The 15,670-nt window shown below is 75.1% G+C and carries 10 protein-coding genes; 5 read left to right on the forward strand and 5 right to left on the reverse strand.

Translation table 11 applies throughout. The annotated features are described in order from the left end of the window. Window positions 1-432: 432 nt before the first annotated feature. Window positions 433-999, reverse strand: a complete 567-nt coding sequence (locus tag ACWD3O_RS00005; RefSeq protein ID WP_451414353.1) for a MarR family winged helix-turn-helix transcriptional regulator — start codon at window positions 997-999, stop codon at window positions 433-435. 117 nt (window positions 1,000-1,116) lie between these two features. On the opposite strand from ACWD3O_RS00005, the gene ACWD3O_RS00010 reads away from it, so the two are divergent. Beyond that, window positions 1,117-2,409, forward strand: a complete 1,293-nt coding sequence (locus tag ACWD3O_RS00010; protein WP_451414354.1) for an MFS transporter — start codon at window positions 1,117-1,119, stop codon at window positions 2,407-2,409. Here the strand turns inward: ACWD3O_RS00010 and ACWD3O_RS00015 are convergent. Together ACWD3O_RS00015 and ACWD3O_RS00020 are read right to left on the reverse strand one after the other, a co-directional pair. Beyond that, complete coding sequence (locus tag ACWD3O_RS00015) at window positions 2,406-4,097, reverse strand: ATP-binding SpoIIE family protein phosphatase (protein ID WP_451414355.1); 1,692 nt, start codon at window positions 4,095-4,097, stop codon at window positions 2,406-2,408. The genes ACWD3O_RS00010 and ACWD3O_RS00015 overlap by 4 nt on opposite strands. Before the next feature lie 165 nt (window positions 4,098-4,262). After that, on the reverse strand, window positions 4,263-5,660 hold the full coding sequence (locus ACWD3O_RS00020) for an NAD(P)/FAD-dependent oxidoreductase (protein ID WP_451414356.1): 1,398 nt from the start codon (window positions 5,658-5,660) through the stop codon (window positions 4,263-4,265). 382 nt (window positions 5,661-6,042) lie between these two features. Between ACWD3O_RS00020 and ACWD3O_RS00025 the strand changes: the two genes are divergently transcribed. Both ACWD3O_RS00025 and ACWD3O_RS00030 read left to right on the forward strand, forming a co-directional pair. Then, window positions 6,043-6,783: a TetR/AcrR family transcriptional regulator gene (locus ACWD3O_RS00025; protein WP_451412986.1), complete on the forward strand. Its 741-nt coding sequence runs from the start codon at window positions 6,043-6,045 to the stop codon at window positions 6,781-6,783. A gap of 227 nt (window positions 6,784-7,010) precedes the next feature. Next, window positions 7,011-9,188 (forward strand): sigma-70 family RNA polymerase sigma factor, encoded by a 2,178-nt coding sequence (locus ACWD3O_RS00030; protein ID WP_451414632.1) that lies wholly within the window; start codon window positions 7,011-7,013, stop codon window positions 9,186-9,188. Window positions 9,189-9,341: 153 nt separating this feature from the next. On the opposite strand, the gene ACWD3O_RS00035 is transcribed toward ACWD3O_RS00030, so the two are convergent. Then, window positions 9,342-11,486: an asparagine synthase-related protein gene (locus ACWD3O_RS00035; RefSeq protein WP_451414357.1), complete on the reverse strand. Its 2,145-nt coding sequence runs from the start codon at window positions 11,484-11,486 to the stop codon at window positions 9,342-9,344. 648 nt (window positions 11,487-12,134) lie between these two features. Between ACWD3O_RS00035 and ACWD3O_RS00040 the strand changes: the two genes are divergently transcribed. Both ACWD3O_RS00040 and trmB read left to right on the forward strand, forming a co-directional pair. After that, window positions 12,135-13,559 carry an MFS transporter gene (locus ACWD3O_RS00040; RefSeq protein WP_451412988.1) on the forward strand — a complete coding sequence of 475 codons (1,425 nt, stop codon included), beginning with the start codon at window positions 12,135-12,137 and terminating at the stop codon, window positions 13,557-13,559. A 194-nt stretch (window positions 13,560-13,753) separates the two neighbouring features. Beyond that, window positions 13,754-14,515 (forward strand): tRNA (guanosine(46)-N7)-methyltransferase TrmB, encoded by a 762-nt coding sequence (gene trmB / locus ACWD3O_RS00045; RefSeq protein WP_451414358.1) that lies wholly within the window; start codon window positions 13,754-13,756, stop codon window positions 14,513-14,515. A gap of 129 nt (window positions 14,516-14,644) precedes the next feature. Here the strand turns inward: trmB and ACWD3O_RS00050 are convergent, their stop codons facing one another. Then, window positions 14,645-15,589 carry an aldo/keto reductase gene (locus ACWD3O_RS00050; protein ID WP_451414359.1) on the reverse strand — a complete coding sequence of 315 codons (945 nt, stop codon included), beginning with the start codon at window positions 15,587-15,589 and terminating at the stop codon, window positions 14,645-14,647. Window positions 15,590-15,670: the final 81 nt, after the last annotated feature.

The following is a 15,670-nucleotide window of genomic DNA, read 5'->3' on the forward strand; positions in this document are numbered from 1 at the left end:
TTTCCGTTCCGATTTCCTCGGTGCTTTCCAGTTCCAGCACCACTTTCGCGGCGCTTTTCCTTTCCGGCGGTTCCGACTCTATCAGACCCTTTCGGTGTCTGATTCCCAGTCAGCGGGAGTTGTCTTCCGGGCTGTTGGGCCCTTCCGACGTCTCAAACCTTAGCGGATCTTTCCCGTGGTTCCCAATCGGGTCCTATTCGGAGCCGACGGAGAGACCGCGAGCCCACGGAATTGAATTCCGGGCGCGCCGAAAATAATCCCGCAGGGAGTGATCTTGCTGTGGTGTGAGTGCCGCTGAGAGCGGCGGACGGCTGCCGGGGAACCGTGACGGCTCGGCGGCAACTCGAAGAACCTTACGGACCGCAGAGGGCCGTGTCAAGCATCGCTGGAGAGGCGAACGAGCGAGGCCGCTTCACGCAGCCGGCCGCGCGCTCAGTCCAGGTCGGTGAGGCGGCCGCCGGCGTCCGGCTGCGCGTGCTCGACGCGGATCAGCAGGCGGGTCAGGAGTTCGCCGAGGGTGTGCCGCTCGTCCGAGTTGAGGTCCTGGAGGAGGTCCTCCTCGAAGACGCTCGCCAGGCGCATGGCGTCGAGCCACTTCTCGCGGCCCACCGGCGTCAGCTCGACGATGACCCGGACGCGGTTGGACTCGTCGCGCTCCCGGGTCACCAGGCCCTCGGCGGTCATGCGGTCGATCCGGTGGGTCATCGCGGCCGGCGTCAGGCCGAGTCGCTTGGCCAGGTCGCCCGGGCCCATCCGGTACGGGGCGCCCGAGAGGACCAGGGCCTTGAGGACCTCCCAGTCCGCGTTGCTGATGCCGAGGTCCGCGGTCTGGCGGCTGTAGGCGACGTTCATGCGGCGGTTGAGCCGGGAGAGCGCGGAGACGACCTTCTCCACCTGGGGGTCGAGGTCCTGGAACTCGCGCTGGTAGGCCGCGATCTGCTCCTCGAGCGTCGGCTCGCCGAGCGCCGGTGCGTTCGTGTCGGAGGACTTGTCGGCCATGTGTGGAGTATCGCATGCACAGGCTTCGCACCTGAAGACCTTGAGTGTGTAGTCTTTAGCTTCGAACTTTAGGTTCGAAGTGTTCAGAGCTAACGACTCGTAGCGAGGCAGGTGACAGTGAGCAAGGCGATGCGGCGGATCCAGGTGGGCAGCGCACTCAGCGCGTTCGGTCTGGGATTCACCGTTCCGTATCTGTACGTCTATGTGGCACAGGTGCGGGGGCTCGGCTCCGTGACCGCGGGGCTGGTCCTCGCGGTGTTCGCGGTGGCCGCCCTCATCGTGCTCCCGTTCGCCGGGCGGGCCATCGTGTCGCGCGGCGCGCTCCCCGTGCTGATCGTTTCGCTGCTGGCGGCCGCGGGCGGCTCACTGGCGCTGGGGCTCGCGGCCGGTACGACCACGGTGCTCCTGTCGGCGGCGCTGCTCGGCGCCGGTCAGGCCGTGATGCAGCCGGCGCTCGCCACACTGGTCGTCGACTGCTCCTCCACCGCCTCCCGCACCCGCGCGTTCGCCACGCAGTTCTTCCTGCAGAACCTCGGTCTGGGCGTCGGTGGTCTGATCGGCGGCCACCTGGTGGACCCGACGCGGCCGGGGTCCTTCACCCTGCTCTTCTCCATCCAGGCGGCGATGTTCGTCCTGCTGACCGTGCTGATGGCGACGACCCGGCTGCCGAAGGCGGCGCTGCCCGAGAACGGCGGTCCCGAGCAGGTGCCGGCGGTCAAGGCCGACTGGCGCGGGCTGATGCGGAACCGGGCCATGCTGTGGCTGTGCGTCCTCGGGTTCGTGCTGTTCTTCGCCTGCTACGGGCAGTTCGAGTCGGGCCTGAGCGCCTACGGCGTGGAGGCCGCGGGCATCTCGACGTCGACGCTGGGGACGGCGCTGGCCGCCAACACGGCGATGATCGTGCTGGCCCAGTTCCTGGTGCTGCGGTTCGTCGAGCGGCGGCGTCGTTCGCGGGTGATCGCGGCCGTGGGCCTGCTGTGGGCGTTCGCCTGGGCGGTCGCCGGGTTCTCGGGTCTGGCCGATGTCAGCCAGGCCGTCGCGACGGTCTCGTTCATCTCGGTGTACGCGCTGTTCGGACTCGGTGAGGCGATGCTGTCGCCGACGCTGGCGCCGCTGGTCGCCGACCTGGCGCCGACCGGGCTGGCGGGTCAGTACAACTCCGCGTTCGCCCTGGTCAAGCAGCTCGCGCTGGCGATCGGCCCGGCCGTGGGCGGGCCGATGGGCGCCGCGCTGCACGGGCCGTACATCGTGCTGATGCTGATCTTCTGCCTCGGCATGGCCTGGCTCGCGATGATGCTGGAGCGGCGTCTGACCGCCGAGCAGAACCACCCGCACGCCGCGCGCACCCGCATCGTGGCGCGGAGCGCGCCCGCCGCGCCGCCCGCCTCCCCGGTGGGGGCGGACGCCTAGGACCTGGCCGGTCCGGAGGGCGACGGCGGGGCCGGGAGGGCGAACTCGCACCAGACCGCCTTGCCGCCGCCCAGTGTGCGGCGGCAGCCCCAGCTGGAGCTGATGGTCGCCACGATGGCGATGCCCCGCCCCGACTCGTCCCCCGGTTCGGCGCGGCGGCGGCGCGGGAGGTGGTCGTCCGCGTCGGTGACCTCCACGATCAGGCGGCGGTCGGTGCGGCGCAGGCGCAGCCGCATCGGGGGAATGCCGTGCTGGAGGGAGTTGGCGACCAGCTCGCTGGCCGCCAGGACCCCCAGGTCGCACAGGTCCGCGGGGAAGCGCCAGCTCGCCAGGACGCCCGAGGTGAAGGCGCGGGCGTGCGGGGCCGCCTCGGCGCCGCCGAGGAGCTCCAGCTCGGCGTTGCGGAAGAGGTCCACCTCCGCGCCGACGCGCTCCGGGTGCTGGAGCACCAGCACGGCCACGTCGTCGTCGTGGTCGGCGGTGACCCCCGCGGAGCGCATCAGCCGGTCGCAGATCACCTGGGGGCTGCCGCCCGCGCCGGCCAGCGCGCGTTCCAGGGCGGTGATGCCCTCGTCGAGGTCCTTGTCGCGCCGCTCGACCAGGCCGTCGGTGTAGAGGACGGCCGTGGAACCGGGGGCGAGCGGGACCGAGGCGGAGCCGTGCACCCAGCCGCCGGCGCCGAGCGGAGGCCCGGTGGGTTCCTCCGTGCGGACGACCTCGCCGCTCGCGTCCCGGACCAAGATCGGCAGGTGGCCCGCCGAGGCGTAGACCAGGCGGCCCTCGTTGGGGTCGTGCACCGCGTAGACGCAGGTGGCGATCTGGTTGGCATCGATCTCGGAGGCCAGGCCGTCCAGCAGCTGCAGCACCTCGTGCGGCGGGAGGTCGAGCCGGGCGTAGGCGCGGACGGCGGTGCGCAGCTGGCCCATCACGGCGGCGGCGCGCACCCCGCGGCCCATGACGTCACCGATGACCAGGGCCGTGCGGCCGCCGCCCAGGGTGATCACGTCGTACCAGTCGCCGCCGACCGCGGCCTCGGTGCCGCCGGGGTGGTAGGTGGCGGCGATGCGCAGGTCGTCGGGCTGTTCGAGTTCCTGCGGGAGCAGGGAGCGCTGGAGGGTCACCGCGGTCTCGCGCTGCCGGCGCTCGCTCGCCCGCAGCCGTTCGGCCGCCTCGGCGTGGTCGGTGACGTCCGCGGCGAAGATCAGGACGCCGCCGTGGCGTTCGCCCTCGACGGCCACGGGGGTGCAGGTGAAGGTGTAGCAGCGGCCGTCGGAGGCCGTGCGGGACTTCAGGGTGCGGGGCCGGGCGCTGCGCAGGACCTGGTCGAGAAGCGGGAGCAGGCCCGTCTCGGCCAGTTCGGGGAGCTCCTCGCGGGCCGGTTCGCCCGGGGTGCGGTCGCCGAAGGCGGTGGCGTAGGCGGCGTTGACGTAGGCGACCCGGTGGTCGGCGCCGTGCACCAGGGCGACCAGGGCGGGAACGCGGTCCAGGACCTCGTGGACGGCGAGGTCGCCGACGGCCGGGGCGCCGGGGTGGTGGCGTCCGCCGGGCTGTTCGGCCCGGGCGGCGGGGACGGAGCCGTCGACCCTCCGGTCCTGGGCGGCGCCGTCGGGTGAGAGACCTGTACCCGCCCGCGCTGCGGCGCGGCGCTGCGTTCCGGGGAGCCGGGCGCTCCAGCGCGTGAAGTTCACGAATCCTTGCCTCGGGTTGTCGTCTCCGGCCTGCTCCGGATTGCTGCCGGGTCGGGCGCGGCCGCCGCGGACGGTGGACCAGTGTGGCAGCCCCGGACCACTCCGGGGCGGTTTGCACCGACATCCGTTGGACGCCTGGCGCGTTTTCGGAGTTCCTGCGTCCGCTCAGGAGGACCCGTTCGGGTCCGTGGAGGGGTCGTCGGGATGCTTCCCACCGGCAGCCCGTTCGAATTCCGCTCGCGGGTGCTCCAGTGAGCCGAGCGAGACGATCTCGCGGGCGAAAAGGCCGGCGAGCGTCCACTCGGCGAGCACCCGCGCCTTGCGGTCGAGGGTCGGCAGGCGGCCCAGGTGGTAGGCGCGGTGCAGCAGCCAGGCGGCGCGTCCGGTGAGCCGCCGGCCGCGGAGCTGGGCGACGCCTTTGCGCAGGCCGAGGGAGGCGACGGCGCCGAGGTGGGCGTGCGCGTAGCTCTCCTGCGGCTCTCCGCGCAGGGCACGGACGAGGTTGTCGGCGAGCACCCGGGCCTGCCGGACCGCGTGCTGGGCGTTGGGGGCCACCGTCGCTCCCGGCGTGGTGGCGGTGAGGTCGGGGACGGCGGCCGCGTCGCCGGCGGCCCAGGCGTGCGGGACCCCCTCGACGGCGAGGTGTTCGGTGCACCGCAGCCGCCCGCGGTCGTCCAGCGGCAGGCCGGTCCCGGCGAGCATCGGGGAGGGGCGCACACCGGTGGTCCACACGAGGGTGCGCGCGGGAAGCCGCGCGCCGTCGTCGAGCACCGCGACCCGGTCGGTGCAGGAACGCAACCGGGTGGACAACCGGACGTCCACGTTGCGGTGGCGCAGCTGGGTGAGGGCGTACCGGGCGAGGCGCTCGTCGACCTCGGGGAGGATCCGGTCGGAGGCCTCCACCAGCACCCAGCGCAGGTCCTCGGGGGCGATGGTGTTGTAGTGGCGGACGGCGTACCGGGCCATGTCCTCCAGTTCGGCGAGCGCCTCCACGCCGGCGTACCCGGCGCCGACGAAGACGAAGGTCAGGGCCGCCTCGCGGACCGCCGGGTCGCGGGTGGAGGCGGCGATGTCGAGCTGCTCCAGGACGTGGTTGCGCAGCCCGATGGCCTCCTCGACGGTCCGGAAGCCGATGCCGTGGTCCGCCAGTCCGGGCACCGGGAGGGTGCGGGAGACCGAGCCGGGCGCGAGGACGATCTCGTCGTAGCCGATCGACTCGCCGCAGGGGGAGGACGGGTTGCGGACGGCGCGTTCCTCGGAGGCGGCCGTGGTGTAGCGGGCGAGGCGGCGCCCGTGCTCGACGCCGGTGACCTCCCCCACGATCACCCGGCAGCCGTCGAGGACCCGGCGCAGCGGCACCACGACATGGCGGGGCGAGATCGATCCGGCGGCCGCCTCGGGGAGGAACGGCTGGTACGTCATGTACGGGTCGGCCGTGATCATGACGATCTCCACGGCGCCGGCCCGGAGCTCGGCGCGCAGGCGGCGCTGCAGCCGCAGGGCCGTGTTCATCCCGACGCAGCCGCCGCCCACCACCAGCACCCGGGTGCGCTCCTTCACCATCACCCTCCCATGACGCACGCCGGTCCGGACTTTGTCCACAGCCTTGGCGATTGATGTGACCGGCGGCGGATTCCGGGGGCGCCCGGGGCGTATCGGGGCGTACGGCCGGAACGCGCAGGTGGGAGGGCACGTGCGGGCCCGTCCGGGGGACGTGTGGGGGGACGGTGCTCCGTGTACTCCGTTCGAGGGTGCCCCCGACCCGGAACGGGGCCCTTCTGAATTGACGTCCGCTCAACTATGTTCGTCTTGCGTCGGGGTGTGGGGGGATGCGCGGTTCGGAACCGCGTCGGGCGGGTTTCACACAGCCGCCCCTTCCCGTGACCCGGCCGTCCACAGGTGGGGAGTCTCCGGGGGGAGACGCATGAACCGGGGGGATCGGACAATGCAGACGCAGGAATCTCACTGGCCTTCCGCTTCCGTCGCGCGGGCGGCTTCGGCGCCCGTCGCCGCGACGGTGGGCGGGACCGGCGGCGGCCTGGCCCACGCGGCCGGCCGAGGGATGCGTACGACGCCGCTGCGCGTGGACGCGCAGCGGAATCTGGAGCACGTGCTGCGGGCCGCCCGCGAGGTGTTCGGGGAGCTCGGTTACGGGGCGCCGATGGAGGATGTCGCCCGGCGTGCCCGGGTGGGCGTCGGCACGGTCTACCGGCGCTTCCCGAGCAAGGACGTGCTGGTGCGGCGGATAGCCGAGGAGGAGACGGCCCGGCTGACCGAGCAGGCGCGGGCCGCGCTGGGGCAGGAGGACGAGCCGTGGTCGGCGCTCTCCCGGTTCCTGCGGACCTCGGTGGCCTCGGGCGCCGGGCGGCTGCTGCCGCCGCAGGTGCTGCGGGTCGGGGTGGCCGACGACGCGCGGGTGCCGCAGCAGCGGTCGGTGCCGGCCGACTCCGGCGAGTCGGGTCTGCCGGACGACGACGCGGGGGCCGCGACGCTGCTCGACGTGGTCGGCCGTCTGGTCGACCGGGCGCGGGCGGCGGGCGAGCTGCGGGCGGACGTGTCGGTGGCGGACGTGCTGCTGGTCATCGCGACCGCCGCGCCGTCCCTGCCGGATCCGGCGCAGCAGGCGGCCGCGTCCTCGCGGCTGCTGGACATCCTGCTGGAGGGACTGCGGTCGCGGTCGTCCTGACGCGGACGCCCGACGCGCGCACGGGTGTGTCGTCCGGGGCCGTTTCCGGAGGGTGAGCCCTGCCGGGAGCGGCCCCGGATTATGCATCGCCGGGTGGCGAGCGGGCCGTTCCGGAGGGGCGAAACCCCACGGAAGAGTGGTCGTTCCGCCGGTCCGCGCCGCAGCGCGTTCCCCCGTGACACGCTGGCCGGACGATGACGGACCGGCGTGCGGGGGCCAGCCGAGATATGGGCGGGAACGAGCGGAACGACCAAGGGGTCGGGGCCGGCGACGGGAGCGGGACCGGTCCTGTCGATGGGGTCGGGCCTGGTCCGGGCAGCGGCCCGGGTCCCGGTCCTGGCAGCGGCCCGGGTCCCGGTCCGGGTAACGGTCCCGGGCAGGCCAGTCGCCCCGGGCAGGCGGGCGGTCCGGGGCGGATTCCCGAGCAGGCGGGGCCCGGCTCCGCCGTGTCGCGCGGTGCCGAGGCGGCCGCCGCGCCGGGACCGGAGTCCTGGCCGATGCCGGCCCAGCGGGCCGGGGGCAGCGCCCGGGAGACGGGCGGGTCCGTCGCCCCCGGGTCCGACGCGGAACTGATCGTGCGGATGCGGGCCGGGGACGACTCCGCGTACGAGGCCCTCTACCGGCGCCACGCCGACGCGGTGCGCCGGTACGCGCGCACCTGCTGCCGGGACGCGCACACCGCCGACGACCTCACCGCCGAGGTCTTCGCCGGCGTGCTCCAGGCGGTGCGCGGCGGCGCGGGTCCGCGACACGCCGTCCGCGCCTACCTGCTGACCGCCGTCCGCCGCACGGCGGCCGGGTGGATCAGGTCGTCGCGACGGGAGCACCTGGTCGACGACTTCGCGGTGTTCGTCGAGCAGTCGACGCGGGAGACCGGCCGGGCGGACGGCGACACCCTGGAACTCGGCGCCGACGTACGGGCGATGCACGAGGCGGAGCGGTCGCTGGCGATGCGGGCGTTCCGCTCGCTGCCGGAGCGGTGGCAGGCGGTGCTCTGGCACACCGAGGTCGAGGACGAGTCCCCCGGCGAGGTGGCCACGCTGTTCGGGCTGGATGCCAACGGCACACGGGTGCTGGCCAGCCGCGCCCGTGAGGGGCTCAAGCAGGCCTACCTCCAGGCGCACGTCAGCGACACGCTCACCACCGACGCCGAGTGCGCCCGGTACGCGGACCGGCTGGGCGCGTACGCCCGCGGCGGGCTGCGCATCCGGGCCGAACGGGGGCTGCGCAAGCACCTGGAGGAGTGCGCGCGCTGCCGGACGGCCGCGGGGCAGATCCAGGACGTGGCGCAGGGCATCCCGGCGGTCGTGCCGGTGGCCGTCATCGGGTGGTTCGCCGCGTCCGGGTACGCCAAGGTGGCCGGGTTCGTCGCGGGCGGCGCCGGGGCCGGTGCGGCGGCCGGCGGGGCAGCGGTGGCGGGCGGCGGTCTCGGCGGGGGCGGCTCCGCGGTGGCGGGCGGCACGGGAGGCGCGGTAGCGGGCGGCGCGGCGGGGGCCGGCGCGGGTGCCGAAGCCGGGGCCGGGGCCGGGGCGGGAGCAGGTACAGGTGCCGGAGCCGGGGCGGGCGCGGGCGCCGCCGGGGGCTCGGGTGGCGGTGCGGGTGGCGCGGTGGGCGAGGGGCTCGGCGCCCCGGCCAAGGCGGGCATCGCGGCGGGTGTGGTGGCGGTGGCCGCCGCGGTGCTGGTCCTGGCGCTGGTGGGCGACGACGGCCCGGCGCCCGGGCGCCCGCCGGTGGCCGGACCGCCGCCGGTCTCCGCGCCGGCCGCGGCTCCCGAGGACGCCCCGCCGCCGAAGGCCCCGGCCCCGCGGCCCGCCGAGCCGGTGAGGCCGGTGGAGGCGGAGCCCGCGCCGAAGCCCTCCGCGGCGGAGTCCCCCGCGCGGCGGCCGGAGCCCTCGCCGACGCCCGAGCCGGAACCCGCACCCGAGCCGGAGCCCTCCGCCGAGGAACCGCCGCCGCTGCCGGACCCGGTGGTGCCGGCCGAGTACCGCTGGAGCGGGTTGCCCTACGGGATCACCGGGGACGGCACCGGGCCGGAGATGCGGCTCGCCGGGAGCACCTGGGTGTGGCAGCGGCGCTCCCTGTCCGTCGGGGGCGTGACGTACGCGGACGGCGTGACGGTCAACGGGCTGTCCTCGGTGGTGATCGACCTCAACCGGTCGTGCACCTCGTACCGGGCGATGGCCGGGATCGACGACATGGCGGCGGGCCTGGGCAGCGCGGTGTTCTCCGTGTACGCGGACGGCGTGCGGCTGTGGCGGTCCGGTGTGCTGCGGGGCGGCGATCCCGCGGTGCCGGTCTCCGTCGACCTGTCGGGCCGCCGCACGGTCCGCCTCGTCGTCGAACCCAGCGACGCCGGTCTCCTCACCCCGGCCGACTGGGCCGACTCCCGTTTCCACTGCGCCTGAACGCCCCGCCGTCGAAGGCCAAGCCCCGTAGGCCGTGCGCCCCGGCACCGAAGGCCAAGCCCCGTAGGCCGTGCGCCCCGGCGCCGAAGGCCAAGCCCCGGGGCCGTGCGCCCTGGGGCCGTGGGCCGTGCGCCGGGGCCGACGGGTCGCGCGTCAGCGGGTCGCGGGACCGAGGGCCCGCTGGCGGGCCGGGGTGAGGCCCGCGGGGGCGGCGCGGCGGCGGGCCGTGCCGGTCCAGCAGGTACCGCGACGGGCGAGGAGACGGCGGAGCCAGAGCTCCAGGGAGACGATGTCCGCGAGCCCCGCCAGGGCCGACGGGTCGCCCTCCACGCCCTCCCGCAACGCGCCCCGCACCACCCTCGCCTCGACCAGCCCCGCCTCCGCCAGGAACGGCGAGGCGAACAGCTCCCCGAGGACGCCGGTGGCCACCCGCAGCCCCGCCCGGTCCGCGGCCGCCGCCGTGGCGTGACTGGGCGCGCCCCAGCCGGGCGGCAGCTTGCCGACGCCCGCGCTCTCCAGCACCGTACGGAGGATCGCCGCCCGCGCCCCGGGCCGCACCCGCAGCGTCTCCGGCAGGGCGCGACCCGCCCGCACCACCTGGTTGTCGAGGAACGGCGCGTGCAGCCGCTGCGCCCGGATCTCGGACGCCTGCTCCAGCACCCGGACGTCCGCCGCGTACCGGGCCAGCGCGGCCCGGGCCCGGAAGTCACCGGGCCGCTGCCCCGGACCGGCGCCCGCGGCGCGCAGCGTCGCCGCCTGGAGACGCCCGGAGACGTCCGCCAGCGCCTCACCGGTGAGCCACCGGGCGGCCGGCCCGGGCGTGGCCCACACCAGGGCGGCCAGGGATGCCTCGACCGCCCCGCCGACGGTGGCCGCGTCGTCGAACCTGCGGTGCCGCAGGCGTTCCGCCAAATCGTTCATGCCGGCGACGTACGAGGTGCGGGCCAGCTTGCGGGCGGCGCCGTAGACCCGGGCCGGGACCAGGACGGAGCCGTCCGCCTTGGCGAGCGCCATGGTCGGCCGGACGAGGTGACGGCGCTTGCGGTCCATCAGCAGGTCGGCCAGCCGGGCCGGATGGGCGTCCATGACCTGGCGCGCGCCGTGCCCGATGAAGTGGTCGGCGCTGCCCGCCGCGAACCGCGCGCGGTGCCGTCCGGCCGTGACCAGGGAAGGGCCGGGTTCGTCGGTGAGCGGGCCGTCGAGGTCGGCGTAGGGCAGGACCTCCTCGCCGCCCGCCACCACCACGTGCCGCAGCCGCGGGTCGGCGGCCAGGGTGCCGGCCCGCTCCAGTTCGGCCTCGCGGCCGCGGACCGCGAGGTCGTTGAAGGTGACCGCGAGCAGCCGCTCGCCGGCGCCCGCGCCGTGGCCCAGCACGGTGCCGGGCCGGCCGGGGAGCCCGGCGGCGAGCAGGGCGAGGGTCGCGGAGCCGGGGCCGCCGGACAGGTCGGCGCCGATGCCCGGCACCGGCATCCGGTCCGCGCGGCGGTCGGCGGGGCCCATGCCGGGCACCGGCCCGGGGTCTATGCCGTCGCCCGGCATGTGCCGGGGCGCCGCCAGCCGGGTGCGGACCGCCTCCACCAGCGCCTCGCGCAGCGCGTCCACGGCGCTGTGCGGGTCGACGGAGGGCGCGGCCACGGCGAGCGAGGCGACCGGCTCGTACCCGGCGACCTCCCGTGCGCCGGCCCGCAGGATCAGCGCGTGACCCGGCGGGATGCGCCGTACCCCTTCGTACGGTGTGGAGTCCTGCAGCGCGGCCGGGACCTCCGGGGCGGCGAGCAGCGCGGCCAGGTGCCCGAAGTCGAGGTTGGCGCCCACCAGGTCGGCGAGCGGCAGCGCGGCGGTGGCGTAGGCGGTGCCGCCGCGCCAGGGGGTGTGGAAGACGGGCCGGGCGCCGGCCAGGTCGCCGCAGACCGTGGTGCGCCGGTCGACCTGCACGACGACGGTGTAACTGCCGGGCCAGGCGGTCAGGTGGCGCAGCGCCCCGCCGCGGGCGGCGAAGAGCCCGGCGAGCAGCTGGTCGTCGGTGGCTCCGCAGAGGCCCACCACGGCGATCCGGGTGCGGGCGTCGGCGATCAGGACGCGTGTCTCGTCGGGCCGCCAGTCACCCACCGCCCAGAGGGGGTCGAGGCCGCCCCACAGCTGCTGCGCGCCCACCGGCTCGGGGAGCTCGTCCTCGTACGCGTCGGCGACCCGGCCGGGCCGGCCGTCGAGGCCCGGATCGCCGTAATCACCGAACAGGTCGTAGCCGGGCGGCCGTTGGCCTGCGGCGGCACTGCTCCATCCCACCAACCACCGCATCGACGCCTCCACAGGCTGTGGACAACCAGTGCACGAGCGAACCTGTGCACCATGCTGCCACGAAGGGAGTGTCACGGAGGCATGCCGACGCGCCCTCCGTACGCACGACGCCGGCCACCCGGTCGGAGGGCGCCTGACCGGGGCGACTTGAATGCGCCCCCTGACGCGCCCCCGCGGGCCACCCGATGCGCCGCCAAATCCCTGGCGGGAGGCCGGGAAACCCCCCTCCACAGGGGGCATATTTTCAGCCAATTACGCCGCTCGTGCGTGGATTGCAAAGGCCCGTGCACACTCTCCGTACATACGGAGGGGTGACGCACGGTCCGGGAGGCGGGCTGCGCCTCCCGGACCGGTCCGCCGCCCGCGGGGATGTGGCGGCGGTGTCCCCCAGCCCGCTGGATCCAGTACAGCGGGCCGACCCACGCACCACCCATGGAACCCCTCCCCGGGCCGGCGATGCAGAGCGCACGGCCGGGCGCACGGCCACACACCGGGAGCACGTGGACACGGTCCGTACTCCCGCACGGGCAGCAATCTCGCCATAGGGAACTATGCCCCTTAACGCATGGGATTCGGAGAACTACGCTGGGTTTACGAATGCCGCGGGTTTATGCCAACCGCGGCAGCCGTCTCTGCCGAGGGGTGACCATGTCCAGGGAGCAACGCGGGCCGAACGAGAAGCTCGGCGCCGTTCTCGCCCTCGCGGGAATCAGCAACGCGGGGCTGGCACGGCGGGTCAACGACCTGGGGGCGCAGCGCGGCCTGACACTCCGCTACGACAAGACGTCCGTGGCGCGCTGGGTCTCCAAGGGAATGGTGCCGCAGGGCGCGGCGCCCCATCTGATCGCCGCGGCGATCGGCCAGAAGCTGGGCCGGCCGGTCCCGTTGCACGAGATCGGGCTGGCGGACGCAGATCCCACGCCCGAGGTGGGACTGGCCTTCCCGCGCGACGTGGGGCAGGCCGTCAAGTCCGCCACCGAGCTCTACCGTCTCGACCTGGCCGGCCGCCGGGCGGGCTCGGGCGGCATCTGGCAGTCCCTGGCGGGCTCCTTCGCGGTGTCCGCGTACGCCACGCCCGCCTCGCGGTGGCTCATATCCCCGGCCGACACCTCGGTGGCGCGCGAGGCCGCGGCCGTGGAGGGCTCCGGCGCGCCGCTGAAGGTCGGCCACAGCGACGTCCGCAAGCTGCGGGAGGCGGCGGAGGACGCGCGGCGGTGGGACTCCAAGTACGGCGGCGGGGACTGGCGGTCCTCCATGGTCCCCGAGTGCCTGCGGGTCGAGGCGGCGCCGCTGCTGCTGGGCTCGTACTCCGACGACGTGGGGCGGGCCCTCTTCGGCGCCAGCGCGGAGCTGACCCGGCTGGCCGGCTGGATGGCCTTCGACACCGGGCAGCAGGAGGCCGCCCAGCGCTACTACATCCAGGCGCTGCGGCTGGCGCGGGCGGCGGCGGACGTGCCGCTGGGCGGGTACGTGCTGGCGTCCATGTCCCTCCAGGCCACCTACCGGGGCTTCGGCGACGAGGGCGTCGACCTGGCCCAGGCGGCCGTGGAGCGCAACCGGGGGCTGGCCACGGCCCGCACGATGAGCTTCTTCCGCCTGGTCGAGGCGCGGGCCCACGCCAGGGCGGGCGACGCGGCGGCGGCGGGGACGGCGCTGAAGGCCTCCGAGAGCTGGCTGGAGCGGTCCCGCGAGGGGGACAACGACCCGAGCTGGCTCGGCTTCTACGGCTACGACCGGTTCTGCGCCGACGCAGCGGAGTGCTACCGGGACCTCAAGGCGCCGGGGCAGGTACGGCGGTTCACCGAGCAGGCGCTGTCCCAGCCGACGGAGGAGTACGTGCGGTCGCACGGGCTGCGGCTGGTGGTGTCGGCGGTGGCCGAGCTGGAGTCGGGGAACCTGGACGCCGCGTGCGAGCAGGGGGTGCGGGCGGTGGAGGTCGCCGGGCGGATCTCGTCCGCGCGGACGACGGAGTACGTGCGGGATCTGCTCACGCGGCTCGAGCCGTACGGGGACGAGCCGCGGGTCGTCGAGTTACGCGAACGGGCCCGCCCCCTCCTCGGCACCCCGGCCTGACGTCACGCCCTCCGCGGGCAAGGCGCGCCCGCGCGACGGCGGGGTGGGCTCGCGCGGCGAACCGCGCGGGACGGCGGAGGCGGCAGGCCCGCGCGGTGGGTCGTCGGTGAGGGTGGTGTCGTCGGCGAGGGTGGTGTCGTCGGCGAGGGTGGTGCGGGGTGCCGGGGGTGGGCGGCCCGTAAACTCGGGGCATTGTGTCTGACGACCTGAACTCCCACCGTCGCCCCCCGCGAACCCCCCGGTTCCCGGACGGACCGCAGCCCGACCCGGCCGGCTCCCACTTCGAGCGGCGCATCCGCAGCTTCCAGCCCCGCCGCAGCCGTGTCACCACCGGCCAGGCCGACGCCATCGACCGCCTCTGGCCCCTGTGGGGCCTGGACATCGACGGCCGCCGCACCCTCGACCTCACCGACCTGTTCGGCAACGGCCACCCCGTCGTGCTGGAGATCGGCTTCGGCATGGGCGAGGCGACCGCCCAGATGGCCGCCGACGACCCGTCGACCAACATCCTCGCGGTGGACGTCCACACCCCGGGCCAGGGCAACCTGCTCGGCCTCGCCGAGAAGGGCGGACTGACCAACGTCCGCGTGGCCAACGGCGACGCGATCATCCTGCTCCGCGAGATGCTCACGCCCGACGCGCTGTCCGGGCTCCGCGTCTACTTCCCGGACCCCTGGCCCAAGAAGCGGCACCACAAGCGGCGGCTGGTCCAGCCCGAGTTCCTGGACCTCGCCGCCACCCGGATGCGCCCGGGCGCCGTGCTGCACTGCGCCACGGACTGGGAGCCGTACGCCGAGCAGATGCTCGAGGTGCTGACCGCGCACCCCCGCTTCGCGAACACCCGGCCCGACGGCGGATTCGCCCCCCGCCCGGAGTTCCGCCCGCTCACCCGGTTCGAGGGGCAGGGGCTGGACAAGGGGCACGTCGTCCGCGACCTGCTGTTCCGCCGCGTCTGACGCGGCGACCGCCGGAGCCGGGGCGACCGCCGGAGCCGGGGCGACCGCCGACGCCGGGACAACCGCCGGCGCCGCGGCAACAGAGCGGGCCCCGGCAACAGCGCGGGCCGCGGCCACCGCGGCGCCGGGTCAGGCGGAGGCCTCGTCCAGGCGCGCCAGTTCCGCCTCGCTGAGCCGGAGGTTCGCCACCGCCGTGAGGTCCGGCAGCTGCTGCGCCGTGCGCGCGGAGGCGATCGGCGCCACCACCGTCGGCCGGGAGGCCAGCCAGGCCAGCGCGACCGTGGCCACCGCAGCGCCGTGCGCCCCGGCGATCGCGTCGAGCGCGTCCAGCACCCGTCGGCCCCGCTCGCTCTCCAGGTGCTTGCCCGCACCCGCCGCACGCGGGCTGTCCACCGCGGCCCCGGGGCGGTACTTGCCGGTCAGGAACCCGGACGCCAGCGCGTAGTAGGGGACGGCGGCCAGCCCCGCCCGCTCGGCGACGTCCCGCAGCGGACCTTCGTAGGTGTCCCGGGAGACCAGGTTGTAGTGCGGCTGGAGCGCCACGTAGCGGGCGTAGCCCTCGCGCTCGGAGAAGTCCAGCGACTCCTGGAGCCGCTCGGCGCTGATGTTGGACGCGGCGATCGCCCGCACCTTGCCCTCGCGGACGAGCTGGTCGAGGGCGAGCAGGATCTCCTCGACCGGCGTGTCGGGCTGGTCGTAGTGCGTGTAGTAGAGGTCGATGTGGTCGGTGCCCAGTCGCCGCAGCGAGGCCTCCGCAGCCGCCTTGATGGTGGCGGCCGACAGGCCGCGGTACTGCGGGTGCTGGCTGACCTTGGTGGCGACGACCACCTCGGAGCGGTTGCCCCGGGCCTTCAGCCACCGGCCGATGACGGTCTCCGACTCGCCGCCCTCGTTGCCGTCGGCCCAGGCGGAGTAGGAGTCGGCGGTGTCGACGAAGTTGCCGCCGGCCTCGGTGTACGCGTCGAGGACGGCGAAGGACTCCCGTTCGTCGGCGGTCCAGCCGAAGACGTTGCCGCCGAGGGCGAGCGGGAAGACCTCGAGTCCGGACGTGCCCAGCTTGCGCAGTTCAGTCATGTCCGTGGACAACGCGCCCGCCCGGCGGGTCATTCCGGCCCTCCGACACTCCGTCAGAACACCGTCGTGACACCGCCGGGC

The sequence above is a fragment of the Streptomyces sp. NPDC002640 genome (assembly GCF_053592575.1).